Source organism: Halomonas sp. (assembly GCF_052095765.1).
In the GTDB taxonomy this organism is placed as follows: Bacteria; Pseudomonadota; Gammaproteobacteria; order Pseudomonadales; family Halomonadaceae; genus Halomonas.
In genome coordinates this window covers 1-20,083 of record NZ_JBQDJZ010000027.1, presented here as the reverse complement: position 1 = coordinate 20,083, position 20,083 = coordinate 1, and the positions used below count along the sequence as shown (strand labels likewise).

The following is a 20,083-nucleotide window of genomic DNA, read 5'->3' as shown; positions in this document are numbered from 1 at the left end:
GCGGCAATGAAGCGGGTTGTCAGAAGGCTGCTGGCATGAGCGGGAAGGCGCAGTCAGGTAGCCCCAAAAGCACTGTATCCCAGCCCCCCATGCATCAGCCGTTGCGCTGGCTGTTGCTGTCGCTGGCAGTGGTGGTGCTGGACTTGGCCACCAAGGCCATGGCGTCAAGCTGGCTGGGTTATGCTCAGCCTCAGGAAGTGCTGCCGTTTTTCAACCTGACACTGCTGCACAACACTGGTGCAGCATTCAGCTTTCTTGCCGATCATCCTGGCTGGCAGCGCTGGTTGTTTTCCGCAATTGCAGCGGTGGCCAGTATCGGGCTGACCATTTGGATCAGTCGTCTGCGTGCCGACGAAAAGTTGATGGGCGGGGCGCTGGCGCTAATTATCGGCGGGGCGTTGGGTAATCTTTACGATCGACTGGTGCATGGCTATGTGGTCGATTTTCTGTCGTTTCATATGGCCGGCTGGTATTACCCAGCATTCAACGTGGCGGATATCGCCATTACTCTGGGGGCTATCGGCCTGATTTGGGAGTCGCTGTTCGGCGAACGCCTTCGCGCCAAGCGTCAGGCCAAAGGCCAAGCCTGACGTCTTTGTTGTATACGCTATTCTGTACTCAATGTTCAGTACGCCTGTTATCGTGACGGAGATCCCCGTATGAGTGATTCCCAGACAGCTGGCCATCGCATCGGCGATGGCATGGAAGTGACGCTGCATTTCACCCTGAAGCTCGAAGACGGTACCGAGCTGGACAGCACCCGCGATAAGTCGCCGGCCACTTTTCAGGTAGGTGATGGCAATCTGCCGCCGGGATTTGAGCACCATCTCAAGGGTATGAGTGCTGGTCAGTCTGATACCTTTGAGATCAGTCCAGAGCATGGCTTTGGCCAACATAATCCGCAGAATGTGCAGTTGATGTCCCGCGACCAGTTCGAGAATGAGACGCCTGAAGAAGGCGTGGTGATGTCATTTTCTGACGTCAGCGGCGGCGAACTGCCGGGCGTGATCAAGTCCGTCGATGACAAGCAGGTCGAGGTCGATTTCAATCACCCGTTGGCGGGACGCACCTTGACTTTTGATGTTGAGATTCTTGAGGTGAAGCCGGCCACTACGCACTGACCGGATGGTTGACCCCACGACTGGTAGCACTACGCTGGTGTTCTGTTTTCATACTTTCGATAGATGATGCCAAGGCATCGAGGCGAGGCAAACATGCAAGTCAAACTGGCCAATCCCCGTGGCTTCTGTGCCGGTGTTGACCGGGCCATCGAGATCGTCAACCGGGCGCTGGACGTGTTCGAGCCGCCCATCTATGTGCGTCATGAAGTGGTGCACAACCGCTTCGTGGTGGACAGCCTGCGCGAGCGCGGGGCGGTGTTTGTCGAAGAGCTGCACGAGGTACCTGACGATGCCATCGTGATATTTTCTGCCCACGGTGTCTCGCGTGCCGTTCAGGATGAGGCAGCACGTCGCGGGCTGCGTGTTTTTGATGCCACCTGTCCGTTGGTTACCAAGGTGCATATGGAAGTGCTGCGGTATGCGCGGCGCGGCTACGACTGTGTGTTGATCGGCCATGCCGGTCACCCTGAAGTGGAAGGCACCATGGGACGATTCGACACCTCCCATGGCGGTCGTATCTATCTGGTCGAGAATGAGCAGGATGCCGCGACGCTAGAGGTTGAGGGCACCTCGAAGTTGGCGTATGTGACTCAGACCACGCTGTCCATGGATGACACGGCCAGGGTGATTGATACCCTGCGTGAGCGCTTTCCCGGCATCGAAGGTCCGCGCAAGGACGACATCTGTTATGCCACCCAGAACCGTCAGGACGCGGTGCGCGGTTTGGCCGACGAGTGTGATCTGGTGTTGGTCGTCGGCAGCCCCAACAGTTCCAACTCCAATCGCCTGCGTGAACTGGTCGAACGGGTCGGTACCCCGGCCTATTTGATCGATAACGCCGAACAGGTACAGGCTAGCTGGCTCGATGGCGTGACCTCGATTGGTGTGACAGCCGGTGCCAGTGCGCCGGAAGTGCTGGTAAGAGGTGTCGTCGAGCGCCTGCAGGAACTAGGCGCCAAACCTCCGAGGGAGCTGGCCGGGCGCGAAGAGACCATTACCTTTTCTATGCCGCCTGAACTGCGCAAAGACGTTATCGCCAGCGACCAGTCGTCCGGTTCAATATAGTTTACACATGGCCGCCGTTGCCCGGGTGCAAAGCCACTAGAGTGGATAGTAACCCCACGACAGACTGCGACGGCCATGCACACCTCCGTTTACCCTGCTTCCCATACTCCCTCCGGCTTTACCCTGATTGAGCTGCTGATCACGATCAGTGTGCTGGCTACGCTCGCTGCTGTTGGCGTGCCTGCCTGGCAAGGCTTTGTTGAAACACAGCGCGTCAGCGCCGGCCTGCGCTCTGTGCAGCAGGCGTTGCTCTATGCGCGCAGCCAGGCTGTAACCCGCGGTCACCAAGTCAGCGTATGTGCCGCTGCCGTTGGTACTAGCGGCTGTGGTAACAAAGAGGACTGGAAGCAGGGCTGGATCATCTTCAGTGGAGGCAGCTATTCAGCTGACGCCGTGCTGCGTGTCAGTGAACCGCTTGAAGCAGACGAGGTAATGGCTGGGCGAGCAAAGGCCGTATTCAATTCGCGTGGCGAGGCGCGCGGCAGCAATGGCAGTTGGCATTTCTGTGCGGGCAGCGCCGGGCAGTCACTCATTCTGTCAGCCAGCGGAAGACTTCGGCAGGCAGCGGCAGACTGCTCATGAATACGCGACATGGGCAGACCGGGGCCGGACTGGTTGACGTCCTTGTCGCGATTGTGTTGTTGGCAACCGCACTGCTTGGTTTCACCAGGCTGCAGCTTGAAACCTCAAAAAACCAGCGCCTGGGCTATGGCCACAGCATGGCTCAAGTGCTGGCGTTTGATCTCAGTGAGCGCATTCACGCCAACCCGAAAGCTATCAGCAATTATGCGGTATCAGGAATTGTCGACTCGCCATCGGCCGGTGGCTGCACCACCGGCTGCAGCCCTGCATCTCTGGCTGCCCAGGATCTGGCCGACTGGCAGCGGGCCATCGAGCGCTCAGCACTGCCACTTGGTAATGCCGATGTTGAGGTCAGTGCAGGCCAGGTGATGATTACTATTGAGTGGCAGGACAGCCTCAGCAATGCGCTGGTGCTGCAGCCGTTCACTTTTGAGGTGCGTCGCCCATGAAGCAGGGTCAGCCATGAGAAAAAACCAGCAAGGTGCCACTCTTGTCGAGCTGATGGTTTCGCTGGTCTTGGGCTTGCTGGTCACTGGGCTGGCCGTCCAGCTGCTGCTGCAGGCGCGGCATGGGCAGAGCAGTCAGCAGGTCACATCCTACTATCAGGAGTCTGTGCGTTATGTCATGCACCGGCTGGGCCCACTGCTGCGCAATGTGGGGTATGTGGGCTGTAACCAGGGACGTCAGTTGCAGGTTGCCAGCGAACTGCACGGCGGTGCACTCGATATATCAACACCGTTTGGGGGCAGAGAGGCCAGTTACCGGGGATATTCGTACTGGGCACTGGGTTTTGTGGTCGCCGAGAAATCCGGTCGAGATGTCTCTCTCTCAGAGACCATGAGAGCTCCGGGCGATGCGCTAGTGATTGGCGGCTTTGCCGATGCTGCTCATCGGGCCGATTTTGCTAATGCCCTGAACCTTGCGAAGGTGGCTCTGGTGACCAATTGTGATAGTGCCGATGTGTTCAGGCTGGGCTCTGCTGGTGCAACCGAAGTAGGCGATGACGGGGTACGGGTGGTAACAGGTACGGCGCTATCCGATATTTACGGAGGCAATGCGGGGGCCATGGCCAGCAGCTATGTCTATCCACTCAGGCGCTGGGAACTCAGGTTGCGCGATCAGGCGGGTGGTGCGGGCAAGTCGGCACTTTTTCTAGTAAATCCTGATGCGCCCTCGGCGACTCGGTACGTGGAGCTGGTGTCGGGTATCCAAGATTATGCAGTAACAGTCAGCCTCGACACAGATGGTGACGGTCAACCTGATGCGCTTAGTCAGAATCCGGCCAGTCTGTCAGCTGACAGTTGGCGCGACGTGGTCAGGGTCGAGCTGGCCTTTACCTTGCGCTCGCAGCGGGGTGTGGTGCCGGGAGGTGCTGACGATGGCCGCCTGACGCGCGAGTTCCAGTTGGCTTTTTCGCCTCGTAACCTGTCGCTGCGCTGAGGAAGGCTGCCATGTCTGATTCGACCTGCCCGATCGTTCTTTGCCGCGAACTCCGCAATGAGGGCGGCATGGCGCTGCTGGTGGTGTTGGTCATGTTGGTATTGATTGGGCTGATTGCTGTGGTTGGTGCGCAAGAGGCCCAGCTTCAGACACGCATGAGTGCGAACAGTCAGTATTATGCCGAGGCCAGCCATGCTGCAGAGAGCTTGTTGATCCGCCTTGAGCGACGCTTGGAGAACAACCTGGGCGATGGTAGTTGGATGCTTGCAGACTTCAGGGACGGCAGCGTCGGCGGCCTGCACAGCCTGGCCGATGGCAGTGCGAGCGGGCTTGACCCGCTGGATCAGTCGAGCTGGAGCGACTATGCCGGCACATCGGATGGTGACGAGGGGCGCTTTGTCATTGAGTATCTGGGCCGGGTGGGTCCAGCACCACTGAATGACACCAATGCTGGCCTTGACCGCCGCCTGCATGCTTTTCGCCTTACCGTGCAGGGTGAAACCAAGGGTGCCTTTGCGGTCACCCAGAGCGAGGTTCATTTGGAGGCGCCATGAGAAGGCATAGGGTTATGCCGTCAGGAAGCGAGGTGATAGCGCTGGCGTTCACTTTTCTCACCCTCTGCGTTGCACAAACTCAGGCAGCGCCGTCTGATTTGACGCGCTGTACAGTTGATGATGGCACCTTCAGCCCGGCACGTATCGCACAGCTTGCCAATGGTGAGACTTACGCCGTCTTCGGCACCGGCCAGGGCATGCAGGACGGTGATGGTCGCGCCCGGTTGTTCCTGGAGAACCTGCAGGACCCGACTGATGTCGTGGTCATCGATACCGGTGTTGGCCATAACAATGGCGGTCAGTGTGACGCTGCCGCCAGCGACTGTAACGCCCTGGCCGAGCTCGAGCTTGCCGATATTGATAGCGACGGCGTTACTGACTGGGCCTATGCCGGGGACCTGCACGGCAACCTCTGGGCCTTTGCTCTGGATAGCGAAAGCGGTGTGCCTGAGGTGACGGCCACACGGCTGTTTACTTCCTGCGCACAGCCACTGCAGCCGGGCGACAGCTGCGCAGCGCCACATCGTCAGCCAGAGTGGCAGTGGCCAGGAACCCCCGTCTGGCTAATACGCCAGACACCCCCAATATCAATGTTTACTGGGGCACCGGACAGTTGCGCACACCAGATGATGCGATAGATACGTCGACGCAGGCATTTTACAGCGTGCTGCATACCGGAGGCGAAAGCGGCACCGCGACGGCGGCGCACTTTCACGCTGATTTGGTTGAGCGTTCTTACAGCCGCTTGAGTGGAGTTTCGAGCGGGCATGGTGAGGCACGTCGCATGAAAGGCACTGTTGAGGTGGACTACCGCGGAATGAATGGCGCGCGTCAGTACGGCTGGTATGTCCCGCTGCCCGAGCCGGGTGAGCGGGTGTTGAGCCGTCCACTGATCGTGAATGACATGGTGATCTTTACCAGCCTGCTGCCAGCCTCTGATGCGCCCTGTGATATGGCAGTCGCCAGCTGGGTGAATGTATTGAGTCTTGTGGATGGGCTGACTCCGCGCCGGCGTAATGGTGATGACGACAGTGCTGGCCCGGTGCTCGACTATAACCAGGACGGGGTGCTGGATGCGTCTGACCAGGTGGATAGCCAGGCTGTTGTTGCAGTCAAAGTCGGCGGAGAGACTGGGTCGCTGCGTCTTGAAGGCGACCGCTTGGAGGTGGATGTCTCTGGCGCCAATGGTAGTGCTCAGGTGCTCGACTGGCGGATACAGCTTGACGCCACTGGCAGCACCGGGCGGGTTGGCTGGTACCAGCTGCGCTGAAGGAGTCGCGCTAGAAATACCGTTTGAAAACTGGCGGAAAGCTGTCACGGATGAGAGGGCATGCCATGAAAGTCATCAGGGTGCAGGACGTAAACTGGCAGAGTACACGCCAGCGGGGGTTTACGCTGATCGAGCTACTGATTGTTGTGGTTGTGATGGCAGTGCTGGTTGCTGTGGCTGTTCCGGGTTATCAGGCCTACCTGGAGCGCGGGCGACGTGGCGAGGCGGTGTCGGTGCTCCTGCGCTTGGCTCAGGCCCAAGAGCGCTTCATTGTGGTTCATGGGTATTACGCGCCGTCACTGGGGGGTTCGATGGCCGACGGTGACGGCCTGGGCTGGAATGATGCAGATTCCCATCATTACCAGGTGGTGCTCAACCGCATCAGCGAAGTCGCCTATACGCTGACGGCCCAACCACAAGGTGGCCAGACAGCGGACACCCTGTGCTCGAGCTTTACGCTCACTCATACGGGGCAGAAAGGGGTTACCGGAACAGGCAGTGTGGAGGGGTGCTGGTAACGCTCAATATTCAGCGCTTGCGCTCCTCAATATAGCGGTCGCGGTGCTCTGCCGAGCAGAACCACTCACCCTGCTCGCGAAGCGCATCTTCTTCCGGGCAGTGCACGTTGCACCACTGGCAGCGCACCATGGGTGCGCTTTCTTGGCTTTCTGGCTGTTCCGACGAGCGGGACTGCTGCCATTCGAGGTACATGCGGTACAGCTTGAGGCCGGCGAAGAACAGCACGGCAAAGATCAACAAACGAATCAGCAACAGGTTCATCCTCAACAACTCCCGAAAGAATAGGGTGCCTCTTTGCTACCAGGCTGCCCTTGCGGGACAATGGGCACATCATAGATTCTCGAGAGATTTCATAGCCCATGCAAGACCTGACGCTGGTAATGGCACAAATGGACTCGCTGGTCGGTGATATTCCCGGCAATACCGAGCGAGCGATTGAAACGGTGCGCGAGGCGAGTATCGAGCACGGCGCTGATGTTGTGGTGTTACCCGAGATGGTGCTGACCGGCTACCCGCCGGAAGACTTGCTGCTGCGCCCGTCCATGGAAACCCGGCTGCGCGAGGCCCGGGCGCGCATGGCCGAGAAAGTGGCCCGCAATGTGATGGTGATCGTTGGTTATCCTGGCCGGCGAGAGGGGCAGTCATGGAACCTGGCCGGTGTGCTGTATAACGGCGAATGGCTGGGAGAGTACGCCAAGCAGGTGCTGCCCAATTACGAAGTCTTCGATGAGCAGCGCTATTTTGCTGCTGGCAGCGAGCCGTTAGTCATCGAGCACAAGGGCGCACGGCTGGGCATCTTGATCTGTGAGGACCTGTGGTTCCAGGAGCCTATGGCACGGGCGCAGGCGGCGGGTGCCGATATACTGGTTAGTCTCAACGCCTCGCCGTTTCATCAGGATAAACCCGCTGAGCGGCTGGAGCGACTGCAACAGTCTGCTCGCGAGGTTAACCTGCCGCTGGTGTATGTGAACATGGTTGGTGGGCAGGATGAGCTGGTGTTTGATGGCGGCTCGGCCTGCGTGGATGCTGACGGCCAGCTGAGTGTCCAGGCCCCACACTGGTGCGTGGGGTTGATGCCGGTGCAATTTATTGAGCAGGAAGGCTGCTGGGTGCCCCAGCCCGGCGAGATCGAGCCCGCTGTCAGCGCTGAGGAAAACCTCTACTGCGCGCTGATGGTGGGACTGCAGGACTATGTCAACAAAAACCGCTTTGAAGGCGTTGTGCTGGGCCTTTCCGGCGGTATTGATTCGGCACTGTCGCTGGCCATTGCGGTGGATGCACTTGGACCAGAACGGGTGCACGCGGTGATGATGCCCTATGCCTACACCGCAGATATCTCCAAAGACGATGCCGCTGAGCAGGCGGCGCTGCTGGGTGTGAGCTACGAAGTCATGCCCATTGAGCCCATGGTAGAGGCGTTTACTGAGACCTTGGCCGAGAGCTTTGCTGGCAGCGAGCGCGACACCACCGAAGAAAACCTGCAGTCGCGCTGTCGTGGCGTCCTGCTGATGGCGATTTCCAACAAGAAAGGCCTGATGGTGCTGACTACCGGCAACAAGAGCGAGCTGGCTGTTGGTTATTCCACGCTCTACGGCGACATGGTGGGCGGTTATAACGCCATCAAGGACGTCTACAAGACGTGGGTGTATCGGTTGGCGCGCTGGCGCAACGGGGAGTCCCCGGCGATTCCTGAGCGGGTCATCGAAAGGCCGCCCAGTGCCGAGCTCGCCCCCGAGCAGCAGGACTCCGATTCGCTGCCCGAGTATGACGTGCTGGATGCCATTTTGTTGCGCTATATCGAGGGTGATATGAGCGCTGAGGCGATTATCGAGGCAGGTTTTGCGCGTGAGGATGTTTATCGCGTGGTGACGTTGGTCGATCGCAGCGAATACAAGCGCCGCCAGGCAGCGGTTGGTGTGCGGGTGACCCGGCGCGGTTTTGGGCGCGACCGTCGCTATCCCATCGTCAATGGCTGGCAGCCCGGTGAATAAGCGCTGCCGGGCCTTACCATCTGGTCAATCATTTATGTAATAAACTAAAAGGCGCCGCTCCTGTGTCCAGGAATGGCGCCTTTTACGGCAGGTATGCCTTGAAACGTTAGCTGCTGAGCTTGCCCTTGACATGACGCGGGTTGAAAGTCCGCCCTTTGAGCCTGTCGTTGCTGGGATCGTTCTGGATGAGCACAGCCAGTGTTTCGCGGGCGCGCTCATCCATTCCCAGCCCCATGTAGCCCTCGACCATCACTGCCAGGGCGTCACGGGTGCTGTCTGCCTGAGGGTAGTTTTCGATCACCCACTGGCCACGTTTGACGGCTGCCAGGTAAGCGCCCTTACGCAGATAGAAGTCAGCCACTTCCAGCTCATGTTGCGCCAACAGGTTGCGCAGGTAGATGATGCGCTGACGAGCATCCGGTGCATACTGGCTGTTGGGGAAGCGCTGAATCAGCTCGCGAAAGTCGCCGTAGGCATCGCGGGTCGCGCCCGGGTCGCGCTTGGCGATATCGATCACGCGCAGGCGCTCAAGGCTGAAACGGCCGGCTTGCCAGGCAGCCAGTCCGCGTAGGTAGTAGGCGTAGTCGACCTGGGGATGATCCGGGTGCAGACGGATGAAGCGGCTGGCAGCGGCCCGTGTCTCTTCCCAGTCACCGTTCTTGAAGTAGACGTAAATTAGCTCCAGTTGTGCCTGCTGGGCTGTTTCACCGAACGGGAAGCGGGTATCGATCGCTTCTAGGCGGTTGAGCGCTGTGGTGTAGCTTCCGTCTTCTAGTGCGGTACGACCCTGTTCATAGAGCTGTTGCTCCTGAAGGTCTGGCGCTTCATCCTCTTTTTCTTTGTCTGAGCTTGATAGCATGGAGCAGCCGGCCAACAGGGTTGTTGCCATGAGCATGGCGGCCAGACGTGTCCCGGTTGTGTTTGCGCGCATTATAATCCTCGTTTCAAACAACCCTGGGTGGCCGTGATAGAATCGGCCAGAACTCGCACACTATAAAACACCTCGAGGAAAAACGCAGTCATCCTGTCCCGGCTTTTCGGGCAGAGCGTGTTTTGCGTTGATTATCTTCCCAAGACGGATCATTTGTCGCCCCATGCCCCAGACCGTTGAAGCGCAGCAGCGTATACCCGAACACATGGCCGGCTGGCGCCTCGACCAGGCTGCCGCCGAGCTATTTTCTGACTATTCCCGAGAGCGGCTCAAGGCTTGGATCAAGGACGCCGATCTGACCCTTGATGGTCGCGCCGCCAAGCCCAAGGATAAGGTCTACGGTGGTGAGGTGCTGGCACTCAGCGCCACCCTGACGGATGACACCCGCTTTGAGCCGGAGGATATTGCGCTGGCAGTGGTCTATGAGGACGATGAGGTGCTAGTCATCGACAAGCCGCCGGGGCTGGTGGTGCACCCCGGGGCCGGCAATCCTGATGGTACTCTGCTCAATGGGCTGTTGCATTATTGCCCATCTCTGGCGACAGTTCCGCGGGCCGGTATCGTGCATCGTCTCGACAAGGACACCAGCGGGCTGATGGTGGTGGCCAAGACGCTTGCTGCTCAGACCTCGCTGGTTGAGCAGCTGCAGGCACACAGCGTGTCGCGCATCTACGATGCCGTGGTGGTCGGTGTCATGACGTCAGGTGGAACGGTGGATGCGCCCATCGGTCGTCACCCCCGCGATCGCAAGCGCCAGGCGGTTAATGCGTCTGGCAAGCCCGCAGTCACGCACTATCGGGTTGTTGAGCGTTTCCGTGCGCATACCCATGTGCGCTGTCGTCTGGAAACCGGGCGTACCCACCAGATCCGTGTGCACCTCTCGCACCTGAACTACCCATTGATTGGTGATGCCACCTACGGCGGTCGGCTTAAACTGCCCCGCGGTGTGGGTGAGCCGCTCAAGGAAGTGCTGCGTGAGTTCCCACGTCAGGCGCTGCATGCCCGGCAGTTGGCATTTATTCACCCAGCCAGCGGTGAAACGGTCAAAGTGCGCTCGCCGCTGCCGGATGAGTTGCTGATGCTGCTTGACTTTCTACGTGATGACTCAGAGACCATGCGATGAGCGATACGCCGGATCTTCGCCCCACGCTGATTCGCCCTGACTGGCCGGCACCCGCCAATGTGCAGGCGCTAGTGACGACCCGCGAGACCGGGCCAAGCCAACAAGACTTTGCTGCATTCAACCCTGCGCTGCATGTGGGTGATAACCCAGATCATGTGGCACTGTGTCGACGTTTGCTGAGTAAAGAGGTCGGTGATGAACGGCCTTTGTTATGGCTTGACCAGGTGCATGGTGCTTGGGTTCAGCAGTGTGCTCAGCGGGACACACCGGAGGCGGATGCTTCCGTGGCCGCTGATAGCCGCTATGCCTGTGTGGTGATGACCGCTGACTGTCTGCCGGTATTTTTCTGTGACCGGCAGGGCACCCGGGTAGGTGTGGCGCATGCGGGTTGGCGAGGGCTGGCCGGCGGCGTGCTGGAAGCTACGGTGGCAGCTATGAACGTGCCGGCAGCGTCGCTGATGGTCTGGCTGGGACCGGCAATTTCCAAAGCTCAGTTCGAGGTGGGCCCTGAGGTGTATCAGGCGTTCGTCGCGGTTCACGCAGAGGCCGCCGAGGCCTTTGACCCAAGCCCTTATCGGCTGGGCCACTATATGGCTGATCTCTACCGGTTGGCGCGTCTGCGTCTGGAGCGCCTAGGTGTGTCCCACGTCAGCGGCGGGCATTTCTGTACCGCCAGCGAATCGCGTTTCTATTCCTATCGCCGCGATGGCGGTGCGACCGGCCGTATGGCCAGCATGATCTGGTTACGCTAATTGAGCAGTGACTCTTGTAGTTTTCATTATTTCACACCTTGAAAACCCTTAACCCAGACTCCATTAACTGTGTCAATACCTGATGACAGGGCAAACGGTGCGTCTGAGTGCGCCGTCACCCCGATGGAGGACGAGTTCATGCGTTTTGATAAGTTTACTGCCAAGTTGCAAGCCGCTCTGGCCGACGCCCAGTCCATGGCCGTGGGCCATGGCCATAACCAGCTGGAGCCGGGCCATCTGCTGCTTGCGCTGTTGGATGCCAACGATACGGGCGTCAAGGCACTGATACAGCGAGCGGGTGGTGATGCTGCGCGCCTGCGAGACCTGCTCACCGTGCATGTGAACGAACTGCCCAAGGTGGCCCAGTTCGACGGCGATGTGCAGCCTTCGCGCGATCTGATCAAGTTGTTCAATCTCACCGACCGTGAAGCCCAGAAGCGCGGCGATCAATATATCGCCACTGAGCTGGTGCTGCTAGCTGCGCTGGAAATGCGCCACGCGGTGTCCAAGTTACTGGAGCAGTCCGGCGTGTCGCGCAAGTCGCTTGAAGCGGCTATCGACAGTGTGCGCGGCGGTGAGCGTGTCGATGACCCCAACGCCGAAGAAAGCCGCGAGGCGCTGGAAAAATATACCCTGGATCTCACCGAGCGCGCCGCTGAAGGCAAACTGGATCCGGTGATTGGTCGTGATGACGAGATTCGTCGCACCATTCAGGTGTTGCAGCGCCGTACCAAAAACAACCCGGTACTGATTGGCGCCCCCGGCGTGGGTAAGACTGCCATTGCCGAGGGGCTGGCCCAGCGTATTGTTGACGGTGAAGTGCCGGAAGGGCTCAAAAATAAGCGGGTGCTGTCGCTGGATATGGGTTCACTGCTGGCCGGTGCCAAATTCCGCGGTGAGTTTGAAGAGCGTCTCAAGTCGGTGCTCAAGGAGCTGGCCCAGGAAGAGGGTCGGGTGATTCTGTTTATTGACGAGCTGCATACCATGGTCGGCGCGGGCAAGGCTGAAGGTGCCATGGATGCGGGCAACATGCTCAAGCCGGCGCTGGCTCGCGGTGAGCTGCACTGTGTGGGCGCGACTACCCTCGACGAGTACCGCCAGTACATTGAGAAAGATGCCGCTCTGGAACGTCGCTTCCAACGCGTGCTGGTGGATGAGCCGTCCGAAGAAGATACCGTGGCGATTCTACGCGGCCTCAAGGAGCGCTACGAGGTCCACCACGGTGTCGATATCACCGACGGTGCCATTATCGCCGCGGCCAAATTGTCGACACGCTACATCACCGATCGCCAGCTGCCTGACAAAGCCATTGACCTGATCGATGAGGCGTCTTCACGGATCCGCATGGAGCTGGACTCCAAACCTGAAGAAATGGATCGCCTCGATCGTCGGCTGATCCAGCTGAAGATGGAGCGTGAGCACCTCAAGAAAGAGACCGATGAGGCCTCGAAGAAGCACCTGGAACAGCTCGAAGAGCAGATTGGTGAGCTTGAGCGCGAGTACGCCGACCTCGAAGAAATCTGGAAGGCCGAGAAAGCCAGCATTCAGGGCTCTGCCCAGTTCAAGGATGAGCTCGACAAGGCGCGTATCGATCTCGAACAGGCCCGCCGCCAGAGCGATCTGGCGCGGATGTCCGAGTTGCAGTATGGCGTGATTCCTGAGCTTGAGCGCAAGATTGCTGAGGCTGGCGACGGTGAGGCCGATACCTCCAAGCATCAGCTGCTGCGCTCCAACGTCACCGAGGAAGAGATTGCCGAAGTGGTGTCGCGCTGGACCGGCATCCCGGTATCCAAGATGCTCGAAGGTGAGCGCGACAAGCTGCTGCGCATGGAAGAAGCGCTACATCAGCAGGTTATAGGGCAGGCCGAAGCAGTCAGCGCCGTGTCCAACGCCGTGCGTCGTTCGCGGGCAGGACTGGCTGATCCTAACCGGCCCAACGGTTCTTTCTTGTTTCTTGGTCCGACCGGTGTCGGCAAGACCGAGCTGTGTAAAGCCCTGGCAAGCTTCCTGTTCGATACTGAAGAAGCCATGGTGCGTATCGATATGTCCGAGTTCATGGAGAAGCATTCCGTGGCGCGGCTGATCGGCGCACCTCCCGGCTATGTCGGCTATGAAGAGGGCGGCTACCTGACAGAAGCCGTGCGTCGCAAGCCCTATTCGGTGCTGCTGCTTGATGAGGTAGAGAAAGCGCACCCGGATGTGTTCAACATCCTGCTGCAGGTGCTGGAGGATGGTCGGCTGACTGATGGCCAGGGACGCACCGTGGATTTCCGCAACACGGTGATCGTGATGACCTCTAACCTCGGCTCTGAGGTAATCCAGAGCATGGGTGGTGATGAGGACAGCTACGCGCAGATGAAATCCATGGTGATGGAAATCGTCGGCAGCCATTTCCGGCCGGAGCTAATCAACCGCATTGACGAGGTAGTGGTGTTCCACGCCCTTGATCAGCAACAGATCCAATCGATTGCCAGCATTCAGCTTGACCGTCTGAGGGCCCGCCTGGCCGAGCATGACCTGGGGCTTGAAGTCTCACAGGCTGCCATGCAGCTGCTGGCGGTGGCGGGCTTTGATCCGGTGTATGGTGCCAGGCCGCTCAAGCGGGCGATACAGAACCGCATCGAGAACCCGCTGGCCCAGGACCTTCTGGCAGGGCACTTCAGCGCTGGCGATGTGATTCATGTCGATGCCAAGGAAGAGCAGCTGGTATTCCGCCACTGATGACGTGAGCTCCCGTGAGGGGGTTGCGACAACCTGTCAAGCGACACCCCGTCTGGCACGCAAAATGGCGTTGTCAGTCGGGGTGTCGCTGTTTTGCTGTTCTGGCAGACTCCACCAGGCCGGCATTCGGGCAGGCCGGCGGTTGACTCTTATCGGCCACTATTGGACTCTATACACATCCTGATTAACGGGTGCGACGCCAAAGGGTGACCCCCTTATTGTCGCGCGATAGGTAGGCTGCATACCTTTACCTGCCGTAGGACTCCAGGCCAGGGCCAACCGCCCAGTCTGGCCAACGCCCCGACGCGGTGATCTGCCGTGATGAGAGTGCAGACCCTACCTGGGTCTATTAACGCCAGGGTTTGGCATCAGGTGCCGGTGTAACCGGCAGCGGCATGTTGTCGCACTCGACTCCGTGTTCCGGACGGGAATACGGATCGCACTCGAGACCTCCAGGGGAGAAACACCAGTGGAACTGCTTTCCGGCGCAGACATGATCGCCCGATTCCTCAAGGATGAAGGCGTTGAATATATTTATGGTTATCCCGGCGGCGCGGCGCTGCATATCTATGACGCCCTGTTTCGCCAGGAAGATGTCAAACACATCCTGGTTCGCCATGAGCAGGCGGCTACTCATGCCGCTGATGGCTTTGCGCGTGCCACGGGCAAGCCCGGTGTGGTGATGGTCACCTCCGGCCCCGGTGCGACCAATGCGGTCACCGGTATCGCGACTGCCTACATGGACTCGATTCCCATGGTAGTGCTGTGTGGCCAGGTGATGAGCCACCTGATTGGTGATGACGCCTTCCAGGAAACCGACATCATCGGCGTGACCCGCCCGATCGTAAAACACAGCTTTTCGATCCAGCACCCCAGTGAAATACCCGAGGTGCTCAAGAAAGCCTTCTATCTTGCTTCAAGCGGAAGGCCAGGCCCCGTGGTGGTGGATATCCCCAAGGATATGACCACGCCCACCGAGCGCTATGAGTATGTCTACCCAACCAAGGTCAAGCTGCGTTCTTACAGTCCTGTGAGCCGCGGCCACACCGGCCAGATCAAGAAAGCCGTTGAGCTGATGCTGAAGGCACGTCGGCCGGTATTCTATACCGGCGGTGGTGTCATCCTGGGCGAGGCCAGCGAAGGGCTGACCGACCTGGTGCAGCGCTTGGGCTTTCCGATTACCACGACCCTGATGGGAATTGGCGCCTATCCCCAGAGCGACAAGCAGTGTCTGGGATGGCTGGGCATGCATGGCTCCTATGAGTCCAACATGGCCATGCATCATGCGGATCTGGTAATCGCCATCGGCGCACGCTTTGATGACCGGGTGACCAACAACACGTCAAAGTTCTGCCCCACGGCCAAGATCATTCACGTTGATATCGACCCGAGCTCGGTGGCTAAGACGGTGCGGCCGGATGTGCCTATCGTCGGGCCGGCCAAGAGTGTCATCAACGAGATGATCAGCCTGCTGCAGGGCAAGGAAATTGCCAATCCAAACGAGTTGGTCGAGTGGTGGAAGACCATTGATGGCTGGCGCCACGAGCGCGAGGGCAAGCTCTACGAGCTGTCGGCGCCTGGCGAGCCACTCAAGCCTCAAGAAGTTGTCGAGGCGGTGTGCCGGGCGACTCATGGTGAGGCGTTCGTTACCACCGACGTTGGTCAGCACCAGATGTTTGCTGCGCAGTATTACAAGTTCGACAAGCCCAACCGTTTTATCACCTCAGGCGGACTTGGCACCATGGGCTTTGGCTTCCCTGCCGCCATGGGCATCAAGAAGAGCTTCCCGGATGACAACGTGGTGTGTTTTACCGGTGAAGGCAGCTTCCAGATGATGATGCAGGAGCTTTCTACCTGCAAACAGTACGGAATTGGCGTAAAGATCATCAATCTCAACAACGGTTCTCTGGGCATGGTGCGTCAGTGGCAGGATCTCAACTACAAGTCGCGTCATGCGCACTCCTATATGGAGTCGCTGCCGGACTTCAACATGCTGATCGGAGCCTATGGTTTTACTTCCATTAGGGTCACCACCCGAGAAGAGCTCGAGGAAGCGATGCAGCGCACCTTTGCCGACAAGCATGAGCTGGTCTTTCTCGACGTCGCGGTTGACCCGCACGAGCACGTCTACCCGATGCAGGTGCCGCTTGGCTCCATGCGTGACATGCTGCTGTCCAAGACGGAGAGAACCTGATGCGCCATATCATCTCGATTCTTATGGAAAACGAACCGGGTGCCCTGTCCCGTGTGGTGGGGCTGTTTTCTCAGCGTAACTTCAATATCGAGTCGCTGAACGTGGCGCCAACGGAAGATGAGTCGCTTTCGCGGCTGACCGTAACCACAGTGGGTGATGACCGGGTTATTGAGCAGATCACCAAGCACCTCAACAAGCTGATTGATGTGGTCAAGTTGGTGGATCTCACCGAAGGTGACCACATCGAGCGCGAGCTGATGCTGGTAAAGGTGAAAGCCTTGGGCGTGGCCCGCGATGAGATCAAGCGCACCGCGGACATCTTCCGAGCCCAGATCGTCGATATCACGCCAAGCATCTATACCGTGCAGATTACAGGCGATACCGGCAAGTTGGACGCCTTTCTGCAGGCGATTGCGCCAGTGGGTATTCTTGAAGTCGCACGCACCGGTGTTTCGGGTATTGCCCGCAGCGACAAGATACTGTCTCTCTGAGCCAACACTCCATGGTGGAAGCACATCGAGCCGTCCTTCGGGGCGGCTTTTTTTGGTGTGCTTGTCGTGAGTTTGCGGCGCTTTTTAGCCGCGCTCTTCCACCTCTGCCCAGAGTGCATCAATCAGTGGGCTTTTCAGGCGCCGTTTAAGTACTGTTAGGCCGACATCGTAGTGCGGCAGCTCAGGTTTTACCGGCAGCACGCGCACGCGTTCGGATAGTGGGCTGGCATCCAGTACGATTCGTGGCACCACGCCGACACCAAACCCTAGTCCGACCATGCTGACGATGGCTTCGTGACCAGCTACCTGGGCATAGATGTGCGGCGTGATGCCAAGAGCGCGAAACCAGGTGTCGCTGACCTGACGCGACAGCCCAGACTCTGACAGCACCATGGGTACCCTGCGCCACTGGTCGGCATGCGGTGTGCTTGGGTCAGCGGGAACCCACTTCTGCGCTTCATGGGGGGCGATGAATACCAGCGGAGAGCGCGTCAGCGACTTGAAGGCCAGCCCTTCGGGCAGTCGGTGGGGGCGTGAGGTGATCGCCATGTCTTCGTTGCCATTCAGCACCCGGGAGACCGAGCGCGCCGGATCACCGGTATGCAGTTTGAGCTCGATACCGGGATAGCGGCGCCGAAAGCCGCTGAGCAAATCATAGAGGAAGCTGTAGCTGGCAGTCACCGAGCAATAGATGCTGATCTCACCGGTCAGGGTGCGTGCCTCGCTCATCAACGACTGGCGGAGTTGCTCCCACTGCTCCAAGGTGTCGCGGGCCCAGCGCTGAAAGTCATGTCCTTGTCGGGTCAGCGACACCTGGCGGTTGTCGCGCTCGAATAACCGCACACCAACGCTTTCCTCAAGTTGTTGGATAGAGCGCGAAAGTGTCGAAGGGCTGATATGGCAGGCTTCGCTGGCGCGGCCAAAATGCAAGGTGTCAGCAAGCACCAGAAAGTAGTTAAGTGGCCTGAGGTCCATGGGTTTCATTTCACTATTCGGGACATGTCGTTGCAAATATAGCGTTTTACGCAACAAAATACCTAGCGTAAAGTAAGTCCATCGACCAGAGCTGCTGGTCAAGACAGGCTGGGTTATTTCCGGCTTTGCTTCATTTTTCCTTTCAGGAGCTGACAGATGCACGTTTATTACGACAAAGATTGTGACCTCGCGCTTATCCAGGACAAGAAGGTGGTGATCGTTGGCTATGGTTCCCAGGGCCACGCCCATGCGAACAACCTCAAAGAGTCTGGTGTTGACGTGACTGTTGCTCTGCGCAGCGGTTCTTCTTCCGCCGCCAAGGCTGAAGCTGCTGGCCTGAAGGTTGCCAGTGTCGAAGAGGCGTGCAAGAACGCCGACGTGGTGATGATTCTGGCACCGGACGAGAATCAGAAAGCGATCTACGAGCAGCAAGTCGAGCCGAATCTGGCCAAGGGCGCGACCCTGGCTTTCGCTCACGGTTTCAACATCCACTACAATCAGGTCGAGCCACGCGCTGATCTGGATGTGATCATGATCGCTCCCAAGGCGCCGGGCCATACTGTGCGTTCAGAGTTCGTCAAGGGCGGCGGTATTCCTGATCTGATCGCCATCCACCAGGATGCTTCCGGCAAAGCCAAGGAACTGGCGCTGTCCTATGCTGCAGCCATTGGCGGCGGACGTAGCGGCATCATCGAAACCACCTTCAAGGACGAGACCGAAACGGATCTGTTCGGCGAGCAGGCGGTGCTGTGTGGCGGCGCTGTCGAGTTGGTCAAGGCCGGCTTTGAGACGCTGACCGAGGCAGGTTATGCACCGGAAATGGCTTACTTTGAGTGCCTCCATGAGCTCAAGCTGATCGTTGACCTGATGTACGAGGGCGGCATTGCAAACATGAACTACTCCATCTCCAACAACGCGGAGTATGGCGAGTACGTGACCGGCACCGAGGTCATCAACGAGCAGTCTCGCGAAGCCATGCGCAATGCGCTCAAGCGTATCCAGACAGGTGAGTACGCTAAGATGTTCATCAATGAAGGTAATACCAACTACCCCTCAATGACTGCGCGTCGCCGTCTGAATGCAGAGCACCAGATCGAGCAGGTCGGTGCCCAGCTGCGTGGAATGATGCCGTGGATCACTGCCAACCAGCTGGTTGATAAAACCAAGAACTGATTCGCACATAAGCTTGGCTGAAACATAGCCAGGTGGATATAGGATCAAGAGGGTACGGTCTGACCGTGCCCTTTTTTCTGGTTTTTACTTGGCGTCAGCTGTGGCAGGTGCTGAGTGATTTGTGTGCAGGTGTGTAGAATGGGGTCATGTTAATACAGATGTGGATCTGAACGATGACCCAGGATACGAATCAGGCGCCTCAGGATGGCCGGGATAAATACGATGAACCGCAGGGCGAGGATATGGCCAGCACCTTTCTGCGGGAGTCTGAAGTGGTTGAGGATGCGATCGAAGATGGTAAGCCGGTGCGGCGCAGGGGGATCTATTTGCTCCCAAACCTGTTCACTACATCGGCGCTTTTTTCGGGCTTCTTTGCCGTTGTTGCCGCCATTAATGGTGACTATGCCAGTGCGTCCATAGCAATTTTTGTCGCCATGGTGCTGGACGGCCTCGATGGCCGGGTGGCCAGGATGACCAATACCCAGAGCGCCTTCGGTGCGGAATATGACAGCCTGTCGGACATGCTGTCGTTTGGTGTGGCGCCCGGCATTGTTGCTTTTACCTGGATTCTGCAAGACGTAGGCAAGATCGGCTGGGTTGTCGCTTTCATGTATGTCGCATGTGGCGCGCTGCGCCTGGCGCGCTTTAACGTGCAGATTGGTAGCGTGGACAAAAAATGGTTCATTGGTCTGCCCAGCCCGTCTGCGGCTGCCGTTGTCGCCGCTTGTGTGTGGACCTTCCATAATCTTGATGCCACCGCTTTTGGTTTCAAGCTGATGATGTTGTTTGTCGTCGGAGCTGCGGGTCTGCTGATGGTCAGCAACATCCGCTACTACAGTTTCAAGGAATTGGACCTCAAAGGCCCGGTGCCTTTTACTGTGCTGTTGGCTATCGTTTTGGGCTTCGTGGTCATTTCGATAGAGCCGTCAGTTATGCTCTTGTTGTTCTTTGGTGCTTATGTTGCCTCCGGGCCGGTGATGGCCATCATGAACAAGATGCGAAAGTCAGGGTCTTACGCAGAGAAGTCGCGCACCGAGGAAAAATAGTAGCCGCTGTTTTGCACCTGGTTTTTCTGGCGCCCGCCCTGCGCGGGCGTTTGTGTTTCTATGGGGTGGCGTCAGTTAGTGCTTTGATAACGATTTTTTACAAAGGGCTTGCACTCCTCTCAGTGATGTCATAAA

The 20,083-nt window shown here is 58.4% G+C and carries 21 protein-coding genes; 18 read left to right on the top strand and 3 right to left on the bottom strand.

What is annotated here, in order from left to right; genetic code table 11:
* The first annotated feature begins 35 nt into the window (after nt 1-35).
* The 10 genes from lspA to ACTH3D_RS05460 all read left to right on the top strand — a co-directional run bounded on the left by lspA (nt 36) and on the right by ACTH3D_RS05460 (nt 6,550).
* Complete coding sequence (lspA, locus tag ACTH3D_RS05505; protein WP_441666067.1) at nt 36-590, top strand: signal peptidase II; 555 nt, start codon at nt 36-38, stop codon at nt 588-590.
* A 69-nt stretch (nt 591-659) separates the two neighbouring features.
* A complete protein-coding gene (gene fkpB, locus ACTH3D_RS05500; RefSeq protein WP_441666061.1) occupies nt 660-1,121 on the top strand; it encodes an FKBP-type peptidyl-prolyl cis-trans isomerase in 462 nt (153 codons plus the stop codon).
* A gap of 93 nt (nt 1,122-1,214) precedes the next feature.
* On the top strand, nt 1,215-2,186 hold the full coding sequence (ispH, locus tag ACTH3D_RS05495; protein WP_441666060.1) for a 4-hydroxy-3-methylbut-2-enyl diphosphate reductase: 972 nt from the start codon (nt 1,215-1,217) through the stop codon (nt 2,184-2,186).
* A 75-nt stretch (nt 2,187-2,261) separates the two neighbouring features.
* A complete protein-coding gene (locus ACTH3D_RS05490; protein WP_441666059.1) occupies nt 2,262-2,768 on the top strand; it encodes a GspH/FimT family pseudopilin in 507 nt (168 codons plus the stop codon).
* On the top strand, nt 2,765-3,217 hold the full coding sequence (gene pilV, locus ACTH3D_RS05485) for a type IV pilus modification protein PilV (protein ID WP_441666058.1): 453 nt from the start codon (nt 2,765-2,767) through the stop codon (nt 3,215-3,217). Before ACTH3D_RS05490 ends, pilV begins: the two co-directional genes overlap by 4 nt.
* Nucleotides 3,218-3,230: 13 nt before the next feature.
* Nucleotides 3,231-4,208, top strand: coding sequence for a prepilin-type N-terminal cleavage/methylation domain-containing protein (locus ACTH3D_RS05480; protein WP_441666057.1), 978 nt, complete (start codon nt 3,231-3,233; stop codon nt 4,206-4,208).
* Nucleotides 4,209-4,219: 11 nt separating this feature from the next.
* Nucleotides 4,220-4,762, top strand: coding sequence for a pilus assembly PilX family protein (locus ACTH3D_RS05475; protein WP_441666056.1), 543 nt, complete (start codon nt 4,220-4,222; stop codon nt 4,760-4,762).
* Between the two features lie 98 nt (nt 4,763-4,860).
* Complete coding sequence (locus tag ACTH3D_RS05470; RefSeq protein WP_441666055.1) at nt 4,861-5,400, top strand: PilC/PilY family type IV pilus protein; 540 nt, start codon at nt 4,861-4,863, stop codon at nt 5,398-5,400.
* Nucleotides 5,401-5,426: 26 nt separating this feature from the next.
* Nucleotides 5,427-6,032, top strand: coding sequence for a hypothetical protein (locus ACTH3D_RS05465; protein ID WP_441666054.1), 606 nt, complete (start codon nt 5,427-5,429; stop codon nt 6,030-6,032).
* A 65-nt stretch (nt 6,033-6,097) separates the two neighbouring features.
* On the top strand, nt 6,098-6,550 hold the full coding sequence (locus ACTH3D_RS05460; protein ID WP_441666053.1) for a type IV pilin protein: 453 nt from the start codon (nt 6,098-6,100) through the stop codon (nt 6,548-6,550).
* A 10-nt stretch (nt 6,551-6,560) separates the two neighbouring features.
* Here ACTH3D_RS05460 and ACTH3D_RS05455 read toward each other — a convergent pair whose 3' ends face one another.
* Complete coding sequence (locus ACTH3D_RS05455) at nt 6,561-6,812, bottom strand: PP0621 family protein (protein WP_441666052.1); 252 nt, start codon at nt 6,810-6,812, stop codon at nt 6,561-6,563.
* Nucleotides 6,813-6,910: 98 nt separating this feature from the next.
* On the opposite strand from ACTH3D_RS05455, the gene ACTH3D_RS05450 reads away from it, so the two are divergent.
* Nucleotides 6,911-8,542, top strand: coding sequence for an NAD+ synthase (locus tag ACTH3D_RS05450; RefSeq protein ID WP_441666051.1), 1,632 nt, complete (start codon nt 6,911-6,913; stop codon nt 8,540-8,542).
* Between the two features lie 106 nt (nt 8,543-8,648).
* Here the strand turns inward: ACTH3D_RS05450 and ACTH3D_RS05445 are convergent, their stop codons facing one another.
* Nucleotides 8,649-9,473 carry an outer membrane protein assembly factor BamD gene (locus tag ACTH3D_RS05445; protein ID WP_441666050.1) on the bottom strand — a complete coding sequence of 275 codons (825 nt, stop codon included), beginning with the start codon at nt 9,471-9,473 and terminating at the stop codon, nt 8,649-8,651.
* Nucleotides 9,474-9,636: 163 nt separating this feature from the next.
* Between ACTH3D_RS05445 and rluD the strand changes: the two genes are divergently transcribed.
* The 5 genes from rluD (at nt 9,637) to ilvN (ending at nt 16,754) form a co-directional block, all read left to right on the top strand.
* Nucleotides 9,637-10,596 carry a 23S rRNA pseudouridine(1911/1915/1917) synthase RluD gene (gene rluD / locus ACTH3D_RS05440; RefSeq protein WP_441666049.1) on the top strand — a complete coding sequence of 320 codons (960 nt, stop codon included), beginning with the start codon at nt 9,637-9,639 and terminating at the stop codon, nt 10,594-10,596.
* On the top strand, nt 10,593-11,348 hold the full coding sequence (gene pgeF / locus ACTH3D_RS05435) for a peptidoglycan editing factor PgeF (protein ID WP_441666048.1): 756 nt from the start codon (nt 10,593-10,595) through the stop codon (nt 11,346-11,348). The genes rluD and pgeF overlap by 4 nt, the downstream gene beginning before the upstream one ends.
* 138 nt (nt 11,349-11,486) lie before the next feature.
* The gene (gene clpB / locus ACTH3D_RS05430) at nt 11,487-14,069 is read left to right on the top strand and encodes an ATP-dependent chaperone ClpB (RefSeq protein ID WP_441666047.1); all 2,583 of its coding nucleotides are present in this window, start codon (nt 11,487-11,489) and stop codon (nt 14,067-14,069) included.
* A 469-nt stretch (nt 14,070-14,538) separates the two neighbouring features.
* Nucleotides 14,539-16,263, top strand: coding sequence for an acetolactate synthase 3 large subunit (locus tag ACTH3D_RS05425; protein ID WP_441666046.1), 1,725 nt, complete (start codon nt 14,539-14,541; stop codon nt 16,261-16,263).
* Nucleotides 16,263-16,754 carry an acetolactate synthase small subunit gene (ilvN, locus tag ACTH3D_RS05420; RefSeq protein WP_441666045.1) on the top strand — a complete coding sequence of 164 codons (492 nt, stop codon included), beginning with the start codon at nt 16,263-16,265 and terminating at the stop codon, nt 16,752-16,754. The genes ACTH3D_RS05425 and ilvN overlap by 1 nt, the downstream gene beginning before the upstream one ends.
* 84 nt (nt 16,755-16,838) lie before the next feature.
* Here ilvN and ilvY read toward each other — a convergent pair whose 3' ends face one another.
* The gene (gene ilvY / locus ACTH3D_RS05415; RefSeq protein ID WP_441666044.1) at nt 16,839-17,729 is read right to left on the bottom strand and encodes an HTH-type transcriptional activator IlvY; all 891 of its coding nucleotides are present in this window, start codon (nt 17,727-17,729) and stop codon (nt 16,839-16,841) included.
* A 156-nt stretch (nt 17,730-17,885) separates the two neighbouring features.
* On the opposite strand from ilvY, the gene ilvC reads away from it, so the two are divergent.
* A complete protein-coding gene (ilvC, locus tag ACTH3D_RS05410; protein WP_441666043.1) occupies nt 17,886-18,902 on the top strand; it encodes a ketol-acid reductoisomerase in 1,017 nt (338 codons plus the stop codon).
* A gap of 242 nt (nt 18,903-19,144) precedes the next feature.
* Entirely contained in the window at nt 19,145-19,948 is an 804-nt protein-coding gene (gene pssA / locus ACTH3D_RS05405; RefSeq protein ID WP_441666066.1) for a CDP-diacylglycerol--serine O-phosphatidyltransferase, read from the top strand.
* Nucleotides 19,949-20,083 lie beyond the last annotated feature (135 nt).

Excerpts from the sequence above, each read along its gene's own strand:
- pgeF (WP_441666048.1), top strand. The coding sequence starts at position 10,593 with ATGAGCGATACGCCGGATCTTCGCCCCACGCTGATTCGCCCTGACTGG.
- ACTH3D_RS05450 (WP_441666051.1), top strand. The coding sequence starts at position 6,911 with ATGCAAGACCTGACGCTGGTAATGGCACAAATGGACTCGCTGGTCGGT.
- ACTH3D_RS05480 (WP_441666057.1), top strand. The coding sequence starts at position 3,231 with ATGAGAAAAAACCAGCAAGGTGCCACTCTTGTCGAGCTGATGGTTTCG.
- fkpB (WP_441666061.1), top strand. The coding sequence starts at position 660 with ATGAGTGATTCCCAGACAGCTGGCCATCGCATCGGCGATGGCATGGAA.
- pssA (WP_441666066.1), top strand. The coding sequence starts at position 19,145 with ATGGCCAGCACCTTTCTGCGGGAGTCTGAAGTGGTTGAGGATGCGATC.
- lspA (WP_441666067.1), top strand. The coding sequence starts at position 36 with ATGAGCGGGAAGGCGCAGTCAGGTAGCCCCAAAAGCACTGTATCCCAG.
- ilvN (WP_441666045.1), top strand. The coding sequence starts at position 16,263 with ATGCGCCATATCATCTCGATTCTTATGGAAAACGAACCGGGTGCCCTG.
- ACTH3D_RS05490 (WP_441666059.1), top strand. The coding sequence starts at position 2,262 with ATGCACACCTCCGTTTACCCTGCTTCCCATACTCCCTCCGGCTTTACC.
- ispH (WP_441666060.1), top strand. The coding sequence starts at position 1,215 with ATGCAAGTCAAACTGGCCAATCCCCGTGGCTTCTGTGCCGGTGTTGAC.
- ilvY (WP_441666044.1), bottom strand. The coding sequence starts at position 17,729 with ATGGACCTCAGGCCACTTAACTACTTTCTGGTGCTTGCTGACACCTTG.
- ACTH3D_RS05475 (WP_441666056.1), top strand. The coding sequence starts at position 4,220 with ATGTCTGATTCGACCTGCCCGATCGTTCTTTGCCGCGAACTCCGCAAT.
- pilV (WP_441666058.1), top strand. The coding sequence starts at position 2,765 with ATGAATACGCGACATGGGCAGACCGGGGCCGGACTGGTTGACGTCCTT.
- rluD (WP_441666049.1), top strand. The coding sequence starts at position 9,637 with ATGCCCCAGACCGTTGAAGCGCAGCAGCGTATACCCGAACACATGGCC.
- ACTH3D_RS05455 (WP_441666052.1), bottom strand. The coding sequence starts at position 6,812 with ATGAACCTGTTGCTGATTCGTTTGTTGATCTTTGCCGTGCTGTTCTTC.
- ACTH3D_RS05460 (WP_441666053.1), top strand. The coding sequence starts at position 6,098 with ATGAAAGTCATCAGGGTGCAGGACGTAAACTGGCAGAGTACACGCCAG.
- ilvC (WP_441666043.1), top strand. The coding sequence starts at position 17,886 with ATGCACGTTTATTACGACAAAGATTGTGACCTCGCGCTTATCCAGGAC.
- ACTH3D_RS05445 (WP_441666050.1), bottom strand. The coding sequence starts at position 9,473 with ATGCGCGCAAACACAACCGGGACACGTCTGGCCGCCATGCTCATGGCA.
- clpB (WP_441666047.1), top strand. The coding sequence starts at position 11,487 with ATGCGTTTTGATAAGTTTACTGCCAAGTTGCAAGCCGCTCTGGCCGAC.